This window comes from Micromonospora coxensis, from assembly GCF_900090295.1.
Classification (GTDB): Bacteria; Actinomycetota; Actinomycetes; order Mycobacteriales; family Micromonosporaceae; genus Micromonospora; species Micromonospora coxensis.
On record NZ_LT607753.1, the window covers coordinates 3,073,624 to 3,093,432 of the forward strand.

Here is a 19,809-nt window from a genome sequence, read left to right on the forward strand (position 1 = left end):
AGGGTGCCCCCCGCCGAGCGCTTCCCTTCGTGGCTCGGCACACACCACCCGCCCCGGCCCGCGCCGGTGGGCCACCGCCGGGGGCCGGTAGCGTGAGCGCGTGCGGGAGACCACGACGGTACGCGGGGTACGGCTCCGGCCGGTGCGCCCGGCCGGCTGGTGGTACGACGCGCTGCTGCTGGCCGGTCTGGTCGGCCTGACCGTGGCGCTGGCCACCGGGAACCTGTTCGGCATCGACCGGGCGGTCGCGGACTGGGCGCAGGCGCACCGGCCGACGTCGGCGTACTGGACCGCGGTGGTCCTCAACTACCTGGGCCAGGGCACCCCGTTGACGCTGATCGCCGCCGGGCTGGGTGTGCTGCTGGCGGTCCGGCTCCGCTCGGTGCGCCCGCTGCTGCCCCCGGTGCTCGCCTTCGCCCTGACCTACCTGACCATCGGCCCGCTCAAGGTGTGGACCGCGCGCCCGGCGCCCAGCGCGAGCGTCAAGGAGCCCTTCCTGCCGCCCGAGCGGACCCTGCCGCTGTTCCAGGACGACCTGCCGGTCCGCTTCGCCCAGTCGTACCCGTCGGGGCACGTGGCCAACGCCATCGTCTGGTACGGCGTGATCGCGCTGCTGCTCGCCCCGCTGCTGCGCACCGCCGGCCGGCGCATGTCACCCCGGCTGGTCCTCGTCGTACGGGTGGTGCCGCCGCTGGTGGTGCTGACCACCACCACCTACCTGGGTTGGCACTGGCTCACCGACTCGGTGGCCGGGCTGCTGCTCGGCCTGCTGCTGGACCGGCTGCTGCACCGCATCCCCTGGGACGACGTGCCGCTGCCCGGCCGGTTGCGGGACTGGGACCGGCCGTTCACCTCGACCCCCTAGGGTGCCGCTCGTGGATCAACTCCGACGGCGGTTGGGCGTACCGGATGCGGTGCTCATCGGGCTCGGGTCGATGCTCGGCGCGGGCGTCTTCGTGGTCTTCGCGCCGGCCGCGGCGACGGCCGGTGGCGCGGGGCTGCTGGCCGCGCAGGCGCTGGCCGGCTTCATCGCGTTCTGCAACGCCACCAGCTCGGCCCGGCTGGCCGCCCGCTACCCCGAGTCCGGCGGCACCTACGTGTACGGGCGGGAGCGGCTGAACCCGTTCGCCGGGTTCCTGGCCGGCTGGGGATTCGTGGTCGGCAAGACGGCCAGTTGCGCGGCGATGGCGCTGACCGTCGGGGCGTACCTCTGGCCCGGTCAGGCCCGGTTGGTGGCGGTCGCCGCCGTGCTCGCGGTGACCGCGGTGAACCTGCGCGGCATCGCCAAGACCGCCGCCGCGACGACCGCCCTGGTGGTCGTGGTGCTGGTCGTGCTGGGCCTGGTCGCGGTGAGCGGGCTGGTCGCCGGTGACGTCCGGCTCGACCGGCTCGGCGCGGGCGGTGGCTCGGTCGGTGGCGTGCTGACCGCCGCCGGCCTGCTCTTCTTCGCCTTCGCCGGGTACGCCCGGATCGCCACCCTGGGTGAGGAGGTCCGGGACCCGGCGCGGACCATCCCCCGGGCCGTCCCGCTGGCGCTCGGCGTGGTGCTGGCCATCTACCTGGTGATCGCCGTGGTCGCGGTCGGCGTGCTCGGCGCGGACCGGCTGGCCTCGTCCGCCGCGCCCCTGGTCGACGTGGTGACCGCCGCCGGGTTGCCCGGCCTGGCCTGGGTGGTCCGGGCCGGCGCGACGGTGGCGGTGACCGGGGTGCTGCTCTCCCTGCTCGCCGGGGTCGGCCGGACGCTGCTGGCGATGGCCCGTCGCCGGGACGTGCCCGCGGCGCTGGCCGTGGTGCACCCGGTCCACCGGGTGCCGCACCGGGCCGAACTGGCGGTCGCCGCCGTGGTGGTCGTGGTGGTGGCGCTCGGCGACGTCCGTGCCGCGATCGGCTTCTCCAGCTGCACCGTGCTGGTCTACTACGCGATCACCAACGCCTCGGCGCTGACCCTCGGCCGCGACCCGGGTCGCCGGCTACCGGTGCGGGCACTCGCGGTGGCCGGGCTGGTCGGCTGTCTCCTGCTCGCGGTCAGCCTGCCGCCGGCCAGCGTCCTCGCCGGCTTCGGCGTCCTCGCCCTCGGCGCCCTCTGGTACGCCCACCGCCACCACCACCGCCCCTGACTCCTCCCCCGACGCCTCCCCTGACGCCTCGCGCCCGCCCTCGCCCCGTGCCGCACTTTCAGAGAAAGCGTGGCTATTCACGGCCCGATAGCCACTCTTTCTCTGAAAGTGCGGCTGGTGCGGGGTGGTGGGGCGCTCGGCTGGTGCGGGGTGGTTAGGGCTCGGGTGGGCGGGGGGTGGGGGCGGGGGGCGGGTTGGGGGCCGCACCGCGGCTGCGGGCGGGATTCGAGGGGCCGGTGGGTGTCGACGCGGGGGCCGGCGGCGGGACCGGGGTGGTCTCCCGCAGCAGGGCGCTCAGCCCGGCCCGGCGGGCCACCACGGTCAGCCGGTCCCCCGCCGAGATCACCATCCGTGGGTCGGCCGTCCAGTCGGTCCGTTGCCCGGCCGGGGTGTGGGCGAGCAGGCGTACCTCCCCCGGCCGGGCCACCGCGGAGAGCGGGCGGCCGTCCAGCGGCGCGCCGGCCACCACCGGCACCTCGACCACCAGCAGCGCGTGCCGGCCGACCGGGATGGTGGCGATCACCGCCCGGTCCAGCAGCGCGGCGGCGAACGCCGGTGCGGCCAGGTACGACACGCTGCGCGAGACGCCGATGTCGAACGCCTTCTGGATCCGCTCGGCGAAGTCGCCGTCGAAGAGGCGCAGCACCATCCGCAGCTCGGGGTTGAGCGCCCGGGCGTTCAGCGCGGCGCGCAGGTTCGCCCCGTCGTCGGTGGAGACCACCACCAGCGCCTGGCAGTGCTCGACGGAGGCGGACCGCAGCGTCTCCTCCCGGGCGGCGTCGCCGACGATCAGCGGTACGCCCAGCCGCCGGGCCAGCGACGCCCCGCGCGCCTCGGCGTGCCGGTCGATCGCGACCACCTCGACGCCGAAGTCCCGCAGCTGCGCCATCACCCGGGTGCCGATGTTGCCCAGCCCGACCACCACGACGTGCCCGGTGCGGTCCGGCTGGATCCGGCCGGCGTGCAGGGCCAGCCGGGCGTTGACGATGCCGTCGACGACCACGGCGGTGATCAGCGGGATCAGGGCCAGCCCGGCGAGGTTGAGCACCACCTGCATGATCTGCGCGGCGGCCGGCTTGTCGACGTCCGGGTCCTGGCCGCTGAGCGTGGTGACCAGGGTCAGGTAGAGCGCTTCCGCCCAGCTCACGTCGGTGGCGCGGGCGTTGAGCCAGCCGAGCCCGGCGATCACCGCGAGCAGCACGATCACCGCGATCCCGATCTTGCGGGTGGCGAAGCTGCGGACGGCCCGCAGCAGCACCGCCAGGGGTTGCCGTCGCCGCCGGGCGCGGACCAGCCGGCGGGCGGCCAGCTCGGTGCCGGCCGGCTGGCCGGTCGCCTCGGCGAGCACCACGTCGGCCGCCTGCTCGTCGGCGGGGAGCACCCGGACCAGGTCCGGGTCGGTGGTCACGGCCAGCCCGCAGACGACGTCCTTCGGGCGTACGTCGTCGCGCTCGGCGACGTACAGGGTGCGGCCGGCGTGCCGGAAGTGGGTCGGGGCGACCTCGCCGAGCGCGGCGGCCACGAACGCCGGGGCGGCCATCGAGGCGTCGGAGAGCACCGCCGAGTCGGGGAAGAACTCGCGCAGGCCGTTGGCGAGGCTGGTGTTGAACATGCGCACCACCAGCCGCAGCTTCGGCTCGACCTCCTGGGCGCAGAGCGCGGCGTGCATGTTGCCGACGTCGTCCTGGTGCAGCAGGGCGAGCCCGGCCGCCCCGGCCAGGCCGGCCCGGCGGAAGGTCGCCTCGTCCAGCCGGTCGGCCCGGACGACCTGCACCCCGTCCAGCTCGCGGCCGTCGGGGCCGTCGCCACGGCGGCGCTCGGGGACGATCAGCGTGATCCGGACCCGGCCGGCGGCCAGCTCCGGGGCGAGCAGGGCCCGGGCCACCCAGTACGACAGCGGGTCGTGCCCGCAGATCACGTAGTGCGGGCGGTAGTCGTTGCCGCGCCACAGCCGGAGCCCGGCAGGACGGCGCGCGCGGTCGTTCTGGGGCTCCGCCATGACCGGATCGTAGTCAGCCGGTCGCACCGGGCGCAGCCCCGTGGATCATGGAGGCATGTCGGGCCCGGCGGCGGGTAGAGCAGGCCCATGCAGACGTTCCTCCCGTATCCGGACTTCCTGGCGAGCGCCCGGACGCTGGACCAGAAGCGGCTGGGCAAGCAGCGGGTGGAGACGATCCAGGTGCTGCGCGGGCTGACCCGCCCCGACTACGGCTGGCGCAACCATCCGGCGGTGAAGATGTGGGCCGGCTACGAGGAGGCGCTCACCCGGTACGGGCTGGACGTGTGCGCCGTCTGGTGCGAACCGGGCCGGGCCGACACCTGCGCCGCCACCATGGTCACCGACCTGGCCGCCGCCTGCGGCCTGACCACCGTACGCACCCAGGCCGAGCTGGCCTCGGCCGGTGAGCTGCCGCCCTGGCTGGGCCGGGAGGACCTGCACCGCAGCCACCGCTCGTCGCTGCTGCGCAAGGACCCGGGGCACTACGGCCCGCAGTTCGGCGACGTCCCGCCGGACCTGGAGTACGTCTGGCCCGCCTCGGACCGCGAGCGGCGCTGCCTGCTGCCGTCGGACGGCTGAGCGGGCAGACTGGAGGCTCACTCGGGCGGGAAGGTGCACATGGCGCTGTCGCAGGTGGTGGGTCGGCTCATCGGCGTACGGGAGCAGGTGGTGGACCCCGGCGGCGGTGGCGCCCCCCGCGTGCCGCACCCGGTCGGGGCCGTGGTGGTCGGCGGCGGGATCGCCGGCATGTCGGCGGCGGTGGTCCTCGCCGAACGCGGGGTGGACGTGACCGTGCTGGAGGCCGCGCCGACCCTGGGCGGCCGGCTCGGCGCCTGGCCGGAGGCCCTGGCCGACGGCGCCCAGATGAACGAGCACGGCTTCCACGCCTTCTTCCGGCAGTACTACAACTGGCGGTCGATCCTGCGCCGGGTCGACCCGCGCCTGGGCTTCCTCCGGCCGATCCCCGGCTACCCGATCCTCAGCGAGCAGTGGCCCACCGAGGAGTTCGGCCGGCTGCCCCCGGCCCCGCCGATGAACCTGCTCGCGCTGCTGGCCCGCAGCCCCAGCCTGCGCCTGGCCGACCTGCGGCAGATGGACCGGGACGCCGCGCTGCCGCTGCTCACCTACGACCCGACCCGCACCTACGCCGAGTTCGACGACACCACCGCCGACGAGCTGCTCACCTCGCTGCGGCTGCCGGACCGGGCCCGGGCGATGCTCTTCGAGGTCTTCTCGCACTCGTTCTTCAACCACGAGGCGGAGATGTCGGCCGCCGAGATGATCGCCCAGTTCCACTTCTACCTGCTCGGCAACCCGGAGGGGCTGGCCTTCGACTGCCCGGACGAGGACTACGCGACGGCGATCTGGCAGCCGCTGACCCGGCACGTGGAGAAGCACGGTGGCCGGGTGGTCACCGGGGCCGCCGCGACCCGGCTGGACCGGGGGCCCGACGGCTGGCGGGTCACCACCGCCGACGGCACCTCGTACCGGGCCGGGCACGTGGTGCTCGCCGTCGACCCGCCCGCGCTCGCCGCGCTGGTCGCGGCCTCCCCCGGCCTGGTCGCGGCGGCGCCGCGGCTGGTGGCGCGGATGCCCGCGTTCGGCCGGCCCGGTCCGCCGTACGCGGTGGCGCGTTACTGGACGGACGGGGACGTGCGCGCCGACCGGGCGGTGTTCAGCGGGGTGTCCCGCCAGCCCACCCTGGACTCGGTGACTCTCTACCACCGGCTGGAGAACGAGTCCCGCCGCTGGGCGCAGCGCACCGGCGGCGCGGTGATCGAGCTGCACGCGTACGCCTGCGACGAGGGCGTGCCCGCCGACGAGCTGGCCGAGCGGATGCGGGTCGAGCTGTGCCGGCTCTGGCCGGAGGCCGCCGACCTGCGGGTACGCGAGCTGCGGGCCCGGGTCGAGGCGCAGGCCCCGGCCTTCACCCCGGGCAGCCACGCCGGCCGCCCGGGGGTCCGCACCGACGCCGACGGCCTCTACCTGGCCGGGGACGGCATCCGGACCGAGTTCCCCAGCGCCCTGATGGAACGCTCGGCGGCGACCGGGATCATCGCGGCCAACCACATCCTGCGTGCCGAGGGCGGGGCGGCCGAGCCGGTGCGCTCGATCCGGCCGCGCGGTCTGCTCGCCGGTCGGCGCTGACGAACCGGCCGCCCGCCCCGGGGACGTGGAACCCGGGCGGGCGGCCGGCCGGTCTCAGCGGCTCACCCCGTCCCAGCGGGTGCCGTGGTACGCGGCCCGCATCAGCTGCTGCATGTCGTCGAGCATCGGCATCCGCGGGTTGGCCGGCGCGCACTGGTCCTCGTAGGCGTTGAGCGCCTGCTGCGGCAGGGCCGCCTCGAACGCCTCCCGGTCCACCCCGATCGCGGCGAAGGACGGCTCGATGCCGACCGCGTCGCGCAGCCGCTCCACCGCCTCCGCCAGCGACGCCACCCCCTGCTCCGGCGTCCCGGCGGGCAGGCCGAGCATCCGGGCGATCTCGGCGAACCGTTCCGGTGCCCGGTAGCTCTCGTACTTGGGCCAGCCGGAGAGCTTCGACGGGACGCTGCCGTTGTAGCGGATGACGTGCGGCAGCAGCACCGCGTTGGTGCGCCCGTGGGCGATGTGGAAGGTCGCGCCGAGGGTGTGCGACATGGCGTGCACGATGCCGAGGAACGCGCTGCCGAACGCCATCCCGGCGATGGTGCCGGCGTTGTGCATCCGCTCCCGCGCCTCGCCGTCGGCGTCGACCACCGAGCGTTCCAGGTTGGCGAAGATGAGCCGGATCGCGTGCAGCGCCGGCCCGTCGGTGAAGTCGTTCGCGTACACCGACACGTACGCCTCGACGGCGTGGGTGAGCGCGTCGAAGCCGCTGTCGGCGGCGATGGCCCGGGGCAGGCTGGCGGTCAGCACCGGGTCGACGATCGCCACGCTGGGGGTGAGCGCGTAGTCGGCCAGCGGGTACTTCTTGCCGGTCCGGTGGTCGGTGATCACCGCGAACGGGGTGACCTCCGCGCCGGTGCCCGAGGTGGTCGGGACGCAGACCAGCCGGGCCCGCTCGCCCAGGCTGGGGAAGGCGAAGGCCCGCTTGCGGATGTCGAAGAACTTCTCCCGCATGTCCTCGAAGACCACGTCCGGGTGCTCGTAGCGCAGCCACATCACCTTGGCCGCGTCCATCGCCGAGCCGCCGCCGAGGGCGATGATGGTGTCCGGCTGGAAGGAGCGCATCAGCTCCGCGCCCCGGTCGACGGTGGCCACGCTGGGCTCCGGCTCGACGTCGTCGATGATCTGGAGGGCGACCTTCCCGGTCCGTCGTTGCAGCACCCGGTTGACCCGGTCGACGAAGCCCAGCCGGGTCATGGTGGCGTCGGTGACCACGGTGACCCGGTGCACGTCGGGCATCTCCGCCAGGTAGCGGATCGCGTTCGGCTCGAAGTAGATCTTCGAGGGGACCTTGAACCACTGCATGTTGTTGCTCCGCCGGCCGATCCGCTTGATGTTGATCAGGTTGACCGCCGAGACGTTGTTGGAGACCGAGTTGCGGCCGTAGCTGCCGCAGCCGAGGGTCAGCGACGGCAGGAAGGCGTTGTACATGTCGCCGATGCCGCCCTGCGAGGCCGGCGAGTTCCAGATGATCCGGACCGCCTTGACCCGCTGCCCGAACTCCTCCACCAGCGCCTCGTCCTCGGTGTGGATGACCGCGCTGTGTCCGAGCCCGTGGAACTCGACCATCTGCTCGGCGTAGCGCAGGCCCTGTTCGCGGGTTCCGGCGCGGAGCAGCGCCAGGACGGGGCAGAGCTTCTCCCGGGTCAGCGGCTCGTCCGGGCCGACCCCGTCGACCTCGACCAGGATCACCGAGGTGCGCGGCGGCACGGTGACGCCCGCGCGCTCGGCGATCCACTCGGCGGTCCGCCCGACCACGTCCGGGTTGAGCTTGCCGGCGGGGAAGAGCAGCGCCTCCAACCGGCGCTTGTCCTCGGCCGTGGCGAGGTACGCGTGCAGCCGCCGGAACTCGTCCAGCGCCGCGTCGTACACGGCGTCGTCGACGATCGCCGCCTGCTCGGAGGCGCAGATCATGCCGTTGTCGAACGACTTGGAGAGCACGATGTCGTTGACCGCGCGCTTGAGTCTGGCGCTCGCCTCCACGTACGCCGGCACGTTGCCGGCGCCCACGCCGAGGGCCGGCTTCCCCGCCGAGTACGCCGCGCGGACCATGCTGTTGCCGCCGGTGGCCAGGATCGTCGCGATGCCCGGGTGGTGCATCAGCGCGCTGGTCGCCTCGACCGAGGGCTCCTCGATCCACTGCACGCAGTGCTCCGGCGCGCCGGCGGCGACCGCCGCGTCGCGGACCGTGCGGGCCGCCTCGACGCTGCACCGCTGCGCCGACGGGTGGAAGGCGAAGACGATCGGGTTGCGGGTCTTGAGCGCGAGCAGCGCCTTGAAGATGGTGGTCGAGGTGGGGTTGGTGACCGGGGTGATGCCGGCGACCACGCCGACCGGGTCGGCGATCTCGACGATGCCGTTGATCTCGTCGCGGCTGATCACGCCGACCGTCCGGGTGGTCGCCATGCTGTGCGTGACGTGCTCGCAGGCGAAGATGTTCTTCACCGCCTTGTCCTCGAACACGCCCCGGCCGGTCTCCTCGACGGCCAACTGGGCGAGCGCGGCGTGCCGGTCGAGCGCGGCCACGGACGCCTTGCGGACGATGTGGTCGATCTGCTCCTGGTCGAACCGGTCGTAGTCGGCCAGGGCCTTCAGGCCGTCGGCGACCAGTGCGTCGATCCTGGCGGTGAGTTCGGTCGACATGCTTCACCTCGGCGGTTGCGGCGTCAGGGGCATCTTCAGCATCGGCCCGCCGGGGCGGGGGCGGTGGTGCGCAAGGACCCGTTCGACGGTGGCCGAAGGTCCCGTTCTCCGATTCGGACAAATCACCCGGATCGCTGATCTACCCTCGACTCACGTCCGTCGACGCCGGCGCGGGCCGCCGGCACGGGAGGTCGAGGAGGGTGTCGCCACTGCACGGGTCCGCTGTGGACGTCGCGCCCGAGGCCGCCGAGGGCGGGCGCGACGACGCGTACGGGCTGCTCCGTGACGAGCGGGCCTGCGTGGTCACCGCGCTGCGGCTGGGCTGGTGGATGGCCGACGCGTACCACCACGCACGCACCGCCGACCTGACCGGACCGGACGACCGGCCGGTCACCGCGCCGCCGAAGCTGACCAACCTCACCGAGATGTCCGGCCGGCACCGGATGCGGCTGTACCTCGACGCGATGGAGGTGGCCCTGGCGCAGATCGCCGAGCTGACCGCCACCGACCGGCCCGGCCCGTCCACCGCCGCCGCCCACGAGCGCGCCGGGGGCGACCCGCTGCTGCTCGCCCTCGACGAGTTGAACGTGGACGTGCTGCGCTGGACGACCGCCACCAACCACCGGGTCGGGCTGGCGTACCGGCTGGGGCGCTCCCTCGCCGACACCGTCCGCCAGGGCGAGGCCGACCTGCTGATCCGCCGCTTCGACGGCCGGCAGATCCAACTCAGCCGGTGGCTGGACGAACTGGCCAGCGTGCTGCCGCCGTACTCCGCCGGGGTGGTGCGCCGGTCGCTGACCGAGTGGGCGGCGGCGGTCACCCGGGCCACCGTCGGCGACCCGGCCGAGGCCGGCCCGGCGGAACTGGCCCGGGAGCTGCGCAACCAGGGCGACCTGTGGCGGGGTGTGCTCACCGGCGGGCTGCACCCGAAGGACCTGCTCGACGAGGAGAACTGGGCGGTGGTGGCCCGCAACCTGATCATCCGGGACCGCAAGCTCGTGGTGCAGGCGGCGCGCGGCATCTTCTGGCCGGTGCTCGCACCCCTGCTGGCGGTGCTCGGCGCGGTGGTCGGGGTGAGCGCCGCGGCGGCGGCCGGCTCGCCCACCACCCGCGCGGCCGTGGCCCTGGTCGGCCTCGGCGCCGGGCTCACCGCCATCTGGCGGTCGGTCTCCGGTCCCGCCCTCACCGTCGCCGCCGAGGTGAACCGGCCGCTGCTGGAGAGTGAGCTGACCACGCAGATGGCCGCCCGGATCAACCGGCCGCTGACGGCCGCGCGGGCCGCCGCCCGCACCGGACGACAGCGGCGGCCCCACCGCGACGAGGGCGGATCGAAATACGTTGCTCCCCGCTCCGGGGCCGACCTACCGTGATCACGCAAGGTCGACCAGTCAGCCGGGAGCGAGCCATGTCGTTGTCGCACGTGACGTGCGCGTCGTCGACGCTGCCCGCCGGCGGTGGCCGAGCCGAAGGTCCCCGGGACGGGAGCCCCGACTGACGCGCGTGCGCAGGCACGCCGCCCAGCCGCCCGTCCCTCGCCGGACCGGGCGGCTTTTCGCTGTCCGGCCCGGTCCACCGCCGATCGTGAAGGGAGAGCCCGGTGGACGCCGTCCTCGTCATCAACGCCGACCTCGGCCCGCTGCACCGGGTCACCGTCCAGCACGCGATCCGGATGCTCTGCCGCCGGGTCGCCGAGATCCACGAGGCCGAGCCGGACCAGGTGATCGGGATCTTCCCGGTCCCCCGGGTGGTCCGCCTCGTCCGGTACGTCGTCACCCGGTGGCGGTTCAGCGCCGGGCCCGCCTGGTCCCGGGCCGGCGTGCTGCGCCGCGACGGCCGGTGCTGCGCGTACTGCGGCGGCCCGGCCGGCACGATCGACCACATCCTGCCCCGCTCGCGCGGCGGCCGGAACTCCTGGAGGAACACCACCGCCGCCTGCTACGCCTGCAACCAGCGCAAGGGTGACCGGACGCCGGCCGAGGCGGGCATGCCGCTGCGGCGCGAGCCGGTCGTCCCGAGCTGGGCGTCGCTCGCCGGGCGGTGACGGGCCGGCCGGCGGGCACAGGGGGCCGTGTCGGGGGTACGCCCTCCGGCGCGGCGCCCGCCGGTCCCCTCCGTCCCGTCCCGTGCCGGCCGTCCCGGTGTCGTCCGAGGCGGCCGGTCAGCCGCCCGGCTCAGTCGGTGGTCAGCCCGCGCAGCAGGATCTCCAGCCCACCGTCGAACTCGGCGTCGGGGTCCACCCGACCGGCGTCGGCGGCGGTGGCCGCCAGGTGCGGGAACTCCGCCGGGGACAGCGCCGCCATGGCGGTGGTGCCGCCGCCGGAGAGCGGCGCGAGATGCTCCTGCTGGATCGCCCCGACCGTGTACGCGAGCAGCGCGCGCAGCGCGACGGCGCGGCGGGTGCCGTCGAGACCCGCTTCGGTGAGGACGGCGAGCAGGCTCTCGGTCCAGCGCAGCACGGTCGGTGAGCGGTGCCGGTGCACCGGGAGCAGCGGCACCACGGCCGGGTGGCAGCCGATCACGACCCGCATCCGCCGGACCAGGACGGCGACCCGGTCCCGCCAGTCGCCCTCCACCGGCGCGGTGGTGTCGACGCCGGCCAGCGCCTGCTCCACGACGAGGGCCTCCAGCTCGTCGCGGTCGGCGACGTACCGGTAGAGGCACATGGCGGTGGCGTTCAACTCCTTGGCCACCCCGCGCATGGTGAGCGCGGAGAGCCCGCCCTCGTCGATGACGGCGAGCGCGGCGGAGGCGATCTGGATCGGGTTCAGGGAGCGGGGACGAGGCATGGCCTTGACAGCTTACAGCGTAAGCCTAACCTGTAGGAGTACGTTGTACACCTACGATGGGAGGCCCCCGTGCCCCGCCGTGTCACCCCCGGCTCGACCCTCACCGGCCGGCACCTCGCCCCGGTCGTCGGCGCCCCGGTCGCCGTGCCCGCCCCCGACCGACTCGTCCACCTGCAGTTCCGGCGCTTCGCCGGCTGCCCGGTGTGCAACCTGCACCTGCGCTCGATCGTCCGCCGGCACGCCGAGATCGAGGCGGCCGGCGTCCGCGAGGTGGTGGTCTTTCACTCCCCCGCCGACGAGGTGCGCGAGCACACCGACGAGCTGCCGTTCGCCGTCGTCGCCGACCCGGACAAGCGGCTCTACCGCGAGTTCGGCGTCGAGTCGTCCCGCTGGTCGCTGCTCTCGCCCCGCGCCTGGCTGCCGATCGTGCGCGCGGTGGCGCGCAGCTCGTGGGGTCTGCTGCGGGGCCGGGAACGCGCACCATCGAGGACGCAGGACGGCGGGCGCCTCGGACTCCCCGCCGACTTCCTCATCGCCCCCGACGGCCGCGTGCTCGCCGCGAAGTACGGCGAGCACGCCTACGACCAGTGGTCGGTCGACGAACTGCTGGACCTGGCCGGCCGGCACCCGGACCGGCTCCGCACCCGGTCGGCGACGACCTGAGCGCGCCGTTCAGCGGTCGGACTCGCGCACCCTCGGCACGGGCCTGCCGTTGGCGCATCTGGCGGTGACGTCGCTCGCGTGCGCATCCGAGCCGAACACGACGTGCACCTGCCGGGCGGGTCCCGGCCGGTAGTCCTCGATCCGGTAGCCGGCGGCCGGCGTGGTGGCGACGATCTCCGCCGCCCGACCGTCGCAGGCGACCCGGACGGTGCCGCCGCGCGCCTGCACCGGGACGCCGGACGGCTGCGGCTCGACGGTGTCGTCGGGCTGCGGGGCGGGCGAGGACGGCACCGGGGACGCCGGTGGTGACACCGGCTGACCGGAGGCCGGCGGGGTCGGGGCGCGGCCGTCCACACCGGCCGGACCAGGGGTGCGAGCCGGCTCGCCGGAACGGCCCGAGCCGGCGCCCTCACCGGGCAGGTCGACGGCGGCGGTCGGCGGGTCGGCCGAGGCGGAGGCGACCGAGCTGCCGGCCGAGGGGACCGCCGACGCCGACAGGACCGCCGTGCCGGGCCGGTGCGGTCGCGACGAGTCGGCGAGCGACCCGGCCACCGCCACGGCGATGACCACCGCGCCACCGACCACGAGCAGGCTCCGGTACGGACGCCGGGTCGACCTCGGGCGGTCCGGCGTACCGGCGGGACCGGCCGCCGTCGCCACCTCGGGTGCCCCGCCCCGCCCCGGGACGGCGACGCCGCCCGGCGGCCCGGCCGGGGCAGCCTCGGGGCCGGACGCCTCCGCCGCCCGCATCCGGGTGACCACCGCGGCCAGCACCGTGGCCGCCTCCTCGGCGGACGGCCGCTCGGCCGGGTCCTTGGCGAGGCAGCGCCGGCACAGCTCGGCCACCTCGGCCGGCACGGCGTCGACCGGCGGCAGGGGCTTCGGTTCGACGTAGACGTGGGCGCGCAGCATCTGGGTGGGGGTGTCGGTCTCCCAGGGCAGCCGGTCGGTGAGCACGAGGTGGACGAGGAGCCCGAGCGCGTACACGTCGGAGGCGGGCACCACCTCACCGGCGTCGAGCCGCTCCGGCGCGAGGTACGAGGGGGTGCCGAGCAACTGGCCGTCGAAGTCGATCTCCGGCTGGCCGACGGCGGCGGCGGTGCCGAAGTCCACCACCTTCGCCCCCGACGGCGTCAGCATGACGTTGGCCGGCTTGACGTCACGGTGCACCAGCCCCTGCGCGTGCGCCGCGGCGAGCGCGGCGGCCACCTCGGCGCAGATCCGCAGCCCCTCCACCGGCGGCAGCGCCCCCTCGGCGAGCCGCTGGAACAGGGTGGGGCCGGGCAGCAGCTCCATCACCACGAACGGTGCGAACTCCCCGGACAGGGTGACCGCCTCGCCGTAGTCGTACACGCTGGTGACGTTCGGGTGGGACAGCCGGGCAGCGGCCTTCGCCTCGGCACGGATACGGCGACGGGCCGCCCGGTCCGAACCGAGCAGCAACTTGACCGCCACCTCGCGTTCGAGCAGCTCGTCGTACGCCCGGTGGACCACCGACGTGCCGCCCTTGCCGATGCGATCTCCCAGCCGGTACCGGCCGTTGAGGAATTGACCGATCTGCACCGGCACAGCCTGCCAGCACCGGCCGCTCCGCACCAACCGCTGATCGAGAATCACCGATCGCGCCGGTCACCGCCCCGCCCGCACGCCGCCGTCGACGGCAGCGCTCAGTGCCGGTCGGACGGGGTCCAGGCGAAGTTCGGGGGGCGGCGCTCGTGGTGGGCCGCGACGCCCTCGCGGGCCTCGCCGCTGTCCCGCACCTTCCGGTGCCACCAGGCGATCCGGGCCGGCCCGGCGCGGTCGTCCACGATCTCCTTGGCCGCGGCGACGCTGAGCTGCGAGCGCTGCGCGATGGCGGCGGTGATCGCGTCCACCCGGGCGGTGAGTCCGTCGACCGGCAGCACCTCGTCGACCAGGCCGACCCGCAGCGCCCGCTCCGCGTCGACCAGCTCGGCGGTGAAGAGCAGGAACTTCGCGGTGGACGGCCCCACCAGTCGGGTCAGCCGCCGGGTGGTCGGGGCCGGGTAGACCAGGCCGAGCCGGGCCGGCGGCACGCCGAACCGGGCGTCCTGCGCGGCGATCCGCAGGTCGCAGGCGACCGCGAGCTGGCAGCCGCCGCCGACGCAGGCGCCCTGCACGGCGGCGACGGTCGGCTTGGCGAAGGCGGCCAGCCGCTCCTCGGCGGCGACGGCGATGCTGTGGTCGCCCGCGTCGAGCAGCTCGTCCAGGTCACCGAGGTCGGCGCCGGCGCAGAAGGTGCCGCCCGCGCCGGTGAGCACCAGGGCCCGCACCGCCGGGTCGGCCTCCAGGCCGTCGAGCAGCACCGGGAGCTGCTTCCACATCCCGGCCGTCATCGCGTTGCGCCGCGCCGGGTTGTGGATCGTCACCGTCGCCACCGCACCGGTCACCTCGACGGTCAGCTCCGCGTCCGACACCGCCACCACCCCTTCCGCACGCCCGGCCCGTGCCGGGTCCGGTGCGGCGACCATAACGGCGCGGGCCCGACGACCACCCGCGAGGGGTGGCCGCCGGGCCCGCCGACGTGGTCAGGTCAGGAGACGTTGACCGCGGTGTCGTCGACGACGAAGGACGTCTGGAGCGAGGAGTCCTCGACGCCGGTGAACTTCAGCGTGACCGTCTGGCCGGCGTACGAGGCCAGCGAGAAGGACTTCTGCGCGTACCCGGTGGCCTTGTTCAGGTTCGAGTAGGTCGCCAGGGTGGCGAGCACCGTCCCGGAGGAGTTGAGCACCTGCACCCGCAGCGTGTCGTACGCGGTGCCGGTGGTGGTCTCCGCCGAGTCGATGTGCAGCCAGAAGCTGAAGTTGTACGACGTGCAGCCGGCCGGCAGGCTCACCGCCTGGGAGAGCGTGTCGGTGCGGCTGCTGCCGTAGCCGTTCATCCAGGCGTTACGGGTGCCGGTGCGGGCCGGCTGCCCGGTGAACGAGCCGATGACGCCCGAGGTGGCGGCCCACGGGGTCGTGCCGGACTCGAAGCCGGGGTTGCCCAGCTTCTGGCCCGCGCCGGTGCAGCCGCCGCCGGTGCCGTTCACGGTCAGCGTGTACGTCGCCGTCCGGGTCACCGTGCCGGCACCGGTGACGGTGACCGTGTAGGTGCCGGGCGGGGTGCTGGCCGTGGTGGCGATGGTGAGGGTGGACGAGCCGCCGGAGGTCACCGACGACGGGTTGAACGAGGCGGTCGCGCCGGTCGGCAGGCCGGACGCCGACAGCGCCACGGTCTGCGCGTTGCCGCTGGTGACGGCGGTGCCGACGGTGGTGCTGACCGAGTTGCCCGGGTTGACCGCGCCGGAGGTCGGCGAGAGCGACACGGAGAAGTCGTTGCCGGTGGAGCACGGCGCGTCGGTGCCGGCGACGGCCACCGCGGTCCACGCCGCCTGGACGGCCTTGTACTCGGTGGAGCAGCTGCCGTACAGGTCGGTCGCCGCGCGCAGCGTGTAGGCCCGCGCGGTGTTCGACGGGGTGGTGTTGTTGACGTACGAGGTGTTCGACGTGAAGTAGACGTCCAGGGCGCGGAACCAGATCTTCTCGGCCTTGGCCCGACCGATGCCGGTGACCGCCGGGGCGGAACCGCAGATCGGCGAGGTGCCGTACGGGGTGGCCCCGGTGCCCTCGGCGAGGTTGAAGAAGAAGTGGTTGGCCGGGCCGGACGAGTAGTGCACGTCCTTGTTCTTGGTGCTGGTGGTCCAGCAGCGGTCGGACGAGCCGTCCAGCGCCGGGTCGTACATGTAGCGCAGCGGCGTGCCGTTGCCGTTGATGTTGATCTTCTCGCCGATCTGGTAGTCACCCGGGTCGGCGGTGGTGTTGGCGTAGAACTCGACCATCGAGCCGAAGATGTCGCTGGTGGCCTCGTTCAGGCCGCCGGACTCGCCGGAGTAGGTCAGACCGCCGGGCACCACGTTCTCGGTGACGCCGTGGGCCATCTCGTGGCCGGCCACGTCGAGCGAGACCAGCGGCCGCGAGTTGCCGGAGCCGTCGCCGTACGTCATCCGGGAGCCGTCCCAGAAGGCGTTGACGTAGTTGTTGCCGTAGTGCACCCGGCTGGGCACGCCCCGGCCGTCGCCGAAGATGCCGTTGCGGCCGTGCACGTTCTTGAAGTAGTCGTACGTCTTCGCCGCGCCGAAGTGCGCGTCCACGGCGGCGGACTGCCGGTTGGAGGTGGTGCCGTTGCCCCAGCTGTTGTCCGCGTCGGTGAAGGTGGTGCAGGTCGACGTGCCGTTGTTCATGTCGCAGGTGGAGCCGTTGCCGCGCGCCGGGTCGACCATCGAGTACATGCTGCCGGAAAGCGTCGTGTCGATGGTGACCGTGCCGGAGTAGACGCTGCTGCCGGTGCCGGCGACCATCTCGATCTCGTCGTACGAGCCGATCACCTTGCCGGTGACCGCGTCGGTGATGACGTGGAACCGGGACGGGGTCTGGCCGTCGGTGTGCCAGCCGGTCAGCACCGTCTCGTAGGCGAGGCGGCCGGTGCCGGAGCTGGCGTCGACGAACAGCTCGGGGCTGCCGACGGTCTCCAGCTTGCCCTCGAACTGCTTCTTGGCGGTCGCCTTGACCGAGGTCACCGTCACCTTGGGGGCGGTGGCGAGGGTGAGCGGGGCGGCCAGGCCGACCGACGCACCGGCGTAGGCGCCGTCGGGGGCGGTGTGGATGACGAAGTCACCGCCGTAGACGCGGAGACCCTTGTAGCTGCGGGTGTAGCGGGTGTGCGCCGCGCCGTTGCCGTCCACCTTCGTGCGGACCGCCTGGTACGACTCTCCGCTGGCGCCCTGGACGGCGCCGGGGTTGCTGCGGAGCAGGCTCTCTGCACGAGCTGCGGGTGCGGTGTCCGGGGCCGGGGCGGTGGGGGCCGCCTGCGCTGCGGTGGCGACGCAGGTCAGCATGCCGCTGGTGAGCAGCAGTGTGCTGACGGCGGCGAGGGGTCTTCTCACGTGCCCTCCTGACAAGGGAAAGTTGTGACGGGGGTAGTCACGCATGTAGATATAGCGATACATCCTTCAAAGCGGAAGAGGGAGAGCGCTTACCGACCTCGACACTGACCGAACGGTGGAGGGCAGCCTGGTGAGGGAACCGGGCGGCGACGGTGCACGTCCGAACGGCATGAGATCACCCGCCCTGGCCATTGTCAAGATCGTGACTGTGGCCGGCCTGCTGACCGGCTGTTCGGCGAGCGACACCGGCTCCCCCGCCCCGACCCCGACGGCGTCCACCGGCGCGACGGGCAGCGCCACCCCGGGCGCCACCGCGCCCGGCACCCCCACCGCGGGCCCCGGCGTTCCTGGCAGCCCGATCCCGGGCGGGACGGCGACCGGTCCGACGGACTCCCGCGTCGTGGTGACCCGTACCGGCGGCATCGCCGGTCGCAGCGACACCGTCACCGTCGAGCCGGACGGCCGGTGGACGGCCACCGACCGGGGCGGCGCAACCCGCAGCGGCCGACTCTCCCCCGCCGACCTCGACCGGCTGCGCGCGCTGACGCGTACCGCCACCACGGGCGCCACCGGGGGCACCCCCGCCATCCGCTGCGCCGACGCCTTCAGCTACCGGCTCACCGTCCCCACCGGCAGCGTGGCGTGGAACGACTGCCCCACCGGGGCACAGCCGCCGCCCGCCGCCGCCGCGACGGCCCAACTGCTGTTCCGGGCCACGGCGACCGGCTGAGCGCTCACCCGCCGGCCACCCCGACGAGCAGGGCCTCACGCACCGCCTGCACCTCCCGCCGCCCGGCCGCCGCCGGCCGGGCGGCGAGGAAGAGCGTGTTCAGCGGGGGCACCGCCGGGGAGAGCAGCGGGCGCAGCGCGCCGGAGGCCAGCTCGCCCCGGCACAGGTACGTCGGCAGCACGCTCGCCCCCGCGCCGGCGAGCACGGCGGCGCGTACCGCCCGCAGGTCGGCGACGACCAGGTTCGGCGTACGGGTGAGCCGGGTGTCGAAGACGGTGCGCCACCAGCGGCGCAGGATCGGCGCCTCCTCCGCGTACGCGACCAGGGGCACGTCGCGCAGCGCCTGCGGAGTGACCGGGTCGGGCAGCCGGTCGGCCCAGGCCGGCGCGGCGACCAGCACGAACTCCTCGTCGTACAGCGGCTCGGCGGTCAACCCCCGCCGCCTCGGCCGGACGCTGCTCACCGCGAGGTCGAGCCGCCCGGCGGCCACGTCGTCCAGCAACTGGTCGGGCAGGCCGGCGGCGACCCGCAGCTCCAGGCCGGCGGCGACCAGCCCGGCCACCGCCGGCAGCGCCAGCGCCGCGAGGAACTCGGCGGGACCGCCGAGGAAGACCGTCCGGGGGTACGGCGTGGCCGCGTCGTCGACGAGCACGGCGTCCAGCCGGTCCAGCGGCTCGGCGACCCGACGGGCCAGCTCGTCGCCGGCCGGGGTGGGCAGCACGCCCCTCGGCACCCGGTCGAACAGCGGCCGACCCACCGCCGTCTCCAGCGCCCGGAGCTGGGCGGTGACCGTCGGCTGGGCCAGCCCGAGCAGTTCCGCCGCCGCGGTGATCGATCCGGACCGGTGCACGGCGAGGAAGCTGCGGAGCAGGTCGAGCGACACCTTCACATCGGCAAACCTATCGCCGCTGTGTCGTTCGCCTATTGGTCAGCTATGGATCCGCGAGCCAGCATGGAGCGCATGACTCGTGCACTCATCGCCCTGACCAGCCATGACCAGCTCGGCGACACCGGCCGCAAGACCGGCTTCTACGTCGGCGAGGCCGCCGAGCCGTGGGAGGTCTTCCGGGCCGCCGGCTGGGACGTCGACCTGGTCTCGGTGGCCGGCGGCCAGCCGCCGCTGGACGGCCGGGACGAGAACGACCGGACCCAGAACGACTTCCTGGCCACGGCCGGCGTCGCGCACACCGCGAAGGCCGCCGAGGTGGACCCGTCCCGGTACGACGTGATCGTCTTCGCGGGCGGCCACGGCACCATGTGGGACTTCCCGAACGACCCGGACCTGGCACGCATCGCGGCCGACGTCTACGAGCGCGGCGGCGTCGTCTCGGCCGTCTGCCACGGCCCGTCGGCCCTGGTGAACCTGAAGCTCTCCGACGGCTCGCACCTGATCGCCGGCAAGCGGGTGGCCGGGTTCACCAACTCCGAGGAGGAGGCCGTCGGCCTCACCGCCACGGTGCCGTTCCTCCTCGCCGACAAGCTCACCGAGGCCGGCGCCACCCACGTGCCCGCGCCGGACTTCACCGCGCACGTGGTGGTCGACGGCCGCCTGGTCACCGGCCAGAACCCCCAGTCCGCCCGCGCCCTGGCCGAAGCCGTCGTCCAGGCCGTCCACCCCGCCTGACCCACCCACCCCACCCCACCCCGCCACCCCGCGCCGCGGGGCCGGGGCGCGCACTTTCAGAGAAAGAGTGGCTATTCCGCGCGGAATAGCCACTCTTTCTCTGTTTTTGCGGTACGGGCGGGAGGGGGAGGGGCGGGGGCAGGCGGGAGAGTGCAGG

At 74.3% G+C, this 19,809-nt stretch carries 16 protein-coding genes; 9 read left to right on the forward strand and 7 right to left on the reverse strand.

The features are described from left to right. Positions 1–100: 100 nt before the first annotated feature. On the forward strand, positions 101–865 hold the full coding sequence (locus GA0070614_RS13890) for a phosphatase PAP2 family protein (RefSeq protein ID WP_088976353.1): 765 nt from the start codon (positions 101–103) through the stop codon (positions 863–865). Between the two features lie 10 nt (positions 866–875). After that, the gene (locus tag GA0070614_RS13895; RefSeq protein ID WP_088979426.1) at positions 876–2,117 is read left to right on the forward strand and encodes an APC family permease; all 1,242 of its coding nucleotides are present in this window, start codon (positions 876–878) and stop codon (positions 2,115–2,117) included. Between the two features lie 154 nt (positions 2,118–2,271). Here the strand turns inward: GA0070614_RS13895 and GA0070614_RS13900 are convergent, their stop codons facing one another. Then, complete coding sequence (locus GA0070614_RS13900) at positions 2,272–4,116, reverse strand: potassium channel family protein (protein WP_088976354.1); 1,845 nt, start codon at positions 4,114–4,116, stop codon at positions 2,272–2,274. Between the two features lie 87 nt (positions 4,117–4,203). Between GA0070614_RS13900 and GA0070614_RS13905 the strand changes: the two genes are divergently transcribed. Further along, the gene (locus tag GA0070614_RS13905; protein ID WP_088976355.1) at positions 4,204–4,695 is read left to right on the forward strand and encodes an MSMEG_6728 family protein; all 492 of its coding nucleotides are present in this window, start codon (positions 4,204–4,206) and stop codon (positions 4,693–4,695) included. Between the two features lie 39 nt (positions 4,696–4,734). After that, entirely contained in the window at positions 4,735–6,264 is a 1,530-nt protein-coding gene (locus GA0070614_RS13910; protein ID WP_088976356.1) for an FAD-dependent oxidoreductase, read from the forward strand. A 54-nt stretch (positions 6,265–6,318) separates the two neighbouring features. On the opposite strand, the gene adhE is transcribed toward GA0070614_RS13910, so the two are convergent. Then, a complete protein-coding gene (gene adhE / locus GA0070614_RS13915; protein ID WP_088976357.1) occupies positions 6,319–8,907 on the reverse strand; it encodes a bifunctional acetaldehyde-CoA/alcohol dehydrogenase in 2,589 nt (862 codons plus the stop codon). Positions 8,908–9,107: 200 nt separating this feature from the next. Here adhE and GA0070614_RS13920 point away from each other — a divergent pair, with 200 nt between their 5' ends. Together GA0070614_RS13920 and GA0070614_RS13925 are read left to right on the forward strand one after the other, a co-directional pair. Next, positions 9,108–10,277 carry a hypothetical protein gene (locus GA0070614_RS13920; protein ID WP_231933632.1) on the forward strand — a complete coding sequence of 390 codons (1,170 nt, stop codon included), beginning with the start codon at positions 9,108–9,110 and terminating at the stop codon, positions 10,275–10,277. 227 nt (positions 10,278–10,504) lie between these two features. Beyond that, entirely contained in the window at positions 10,505–10,948 is a 444-nt protein-coding gene (locus GA0070614_RS13925; protein ID WP_088976359.1) for an HNH endonuclease, read from the forward strand. 130 nt (positions 10,949–11,078) lie between these two features. On the opposite strand, the gene GA0070614_RS13930 is transcribed toward GA0070614_RS13925, so the two are convergent. Continuing rightward, positions 11,079–11,693: a TetR/AcrR family transcriptional regulator C-terminal domain-containing protein gene (locus GA0070614_RS13930; protein ID WP_088976360.1), complete on the reverse strand. Its 615-nt coding sequence runs from the start codon at positions 11,691–11,693 to the stop codon at positions 11,079–11,081. A 69-nt stretch (positions 11,694–11,762) separates the two neighbouring features. Here GA0070614_RS13930 and GA0070614_RS13935 point away from each other — a divergent pair, with 69 nt between their 5' ends. Continuing rightward, positions 11,763–12,356, forward strand: a complete 594-nt coding sequence (locus GA0070614_RS13935; RefSeq protein WP_088976361.1) for a peroxiredoxin-like family protein — start codon at positions 11,763–11,765, stop codon at positions 12,354–12,356. A gap of 9 nt (positions 12,357–12,365) precedes the next feature. On the opposite strand, the gene GA0070614_RS13940 is transcribed toward GA0070614_RS13935, so the two are convergent. The 3 genes from GA0070614_RS13940 to GA0070614_RS13950 all read right to left on the reverse strand — a co-directional run bounded on the left by GA0070614_RS13940 (position 12,366) and on the right by GA0070614_RS13950 (position 17,298). Next, the gene (locus GA0070614_RS13940) at positions 12,366–13,919 is read right to left on the reverse strand and encodes a serine/threonine-protein kinase (RefSeq protein WP_088979427.1); all 1,554 of its coding nucleotides are present in this window, start codon (positions 13,917–13,919) and stop codon (positions 12,366–12,368) included. A gap of 104 nt (positions 13,920–14,023) precedes the next feature. Then, positions 14,024–14,797: an enoyl-CoA hydratase/isomerase family protein gene (locus GA0070614_RS13945; protein ID WP_231933633.1), complete on the reverse strand. Its 774-nt coding sequence runs from the start codon at positions 14,795–14,797 to the stop codon at positions 14,024–14,026. Positions 14,798–14,907: 110 nt separating this feature from the next. Next, on the reverse strand, positions 14,908–17,298 hold the full coding sequence (locus tag GA0070614_RS13950; protein ID WP_088976363.1) for a M4 family metallopeptidase: 2,391 nt from the start codon (positions 17,296–17,298) through the stop codon (positions 14,908–14,910). A 202-nt stretch (positions 17,299–17,500) separates the two neighbouring features. On the opposite strand from GA0070614_RS13950, the gene GA0070614_RS13955 reads away from it, so the two are divergent. Further along, the gene (locus GA0070614_RS13955) at positions 17,501–18,028 is read left to right on the forward strand and encodes a hypothetical protein (RefSeq protein ID WP_157744991.1); all 528 of its coding nucleotides are present in this window, start codon (positions 17,501–17,503) and stop codon (positions 18,026–18,028) included. Positions 18,029–18,032: 4 nt separating this feature from the next. Here the strand turns inward: GA0070614_RS13955 and GA0070614_RS13960 are convergent, their stop codons facing one another. Next, positions 18,033–18,917, reverse strand: a complete 885-nt coding sequence (locus tag GA0070614_RS13960) for a LysR family transcriptional regulator (RefSeq protein WP_088976365.1) — start codon at positions 18,915–18,917, stop codon at positions 18,033–18,035. 72 nt (positions 18,918–18,989) lie between these two features. Here GA0070614_RS13960 and GA0070614_RS13965 point away from each other — a divergent pair, with 72 nt between their 5' ends. Continuing rightward, on the forward strand, positions 18,990–19,652 hold the full coding sequence (locus tag GA0070614_RS13965; RefSeq protein ID WP_231933634.1) for a type 1 glutamine amidotransferase domain-containing protein: 663 nt from the start codon (positions 18,990–18,992) through the stop codon (positions 19,650–19,652). Positions 19,653–19,809: the final 157 nt, after the last annotated feature.

Coding starts and splice junctions, on each gene's coding strand:
- GA0070614_RS13900 (WP_088976354.1), bottom strand. CDS start 4,116: ATGGCGGAGCCCCAGAACGACCGCGCGCGCCGTCCTGCCGGGCTCCGG.
- GA0070614_RS13905 (WP_088976355.1), top strand. CDS start 4,204: ATGCAGACGTTCCTCCCGTATCCGGACTTCCTGGCGAGCGCCCGGACG.
- GA0070614_RS13910 (WP_088976356.1), top strand. CDS start 4,735: ATGGCGCTGTCGCAGGTGGTGGGTCGGCTCATCGGCGTACGGGAGCAG.
- adhE (WP_088976357.1), bottom strand. CDS start 8,907: ATGTCGACCGAACTCACCGCCAGGATCGACGCACTGGTCGCCGACGGC.
- GA0070614_RS13930 (WP_088976360.1), bottom strand. CDS start 11,693: ATGCCTCGTCCCCGCTCCCTGAACCCGATCCAGATCGCCTCCGCCGCG.
- GA0070614_RS13965 (WP_231933634.1), top strand. CDS start 18,990: ATGACTCGTGCACTCATCGCCCTGACCAGCCATGACCAGCTCGGCGAC.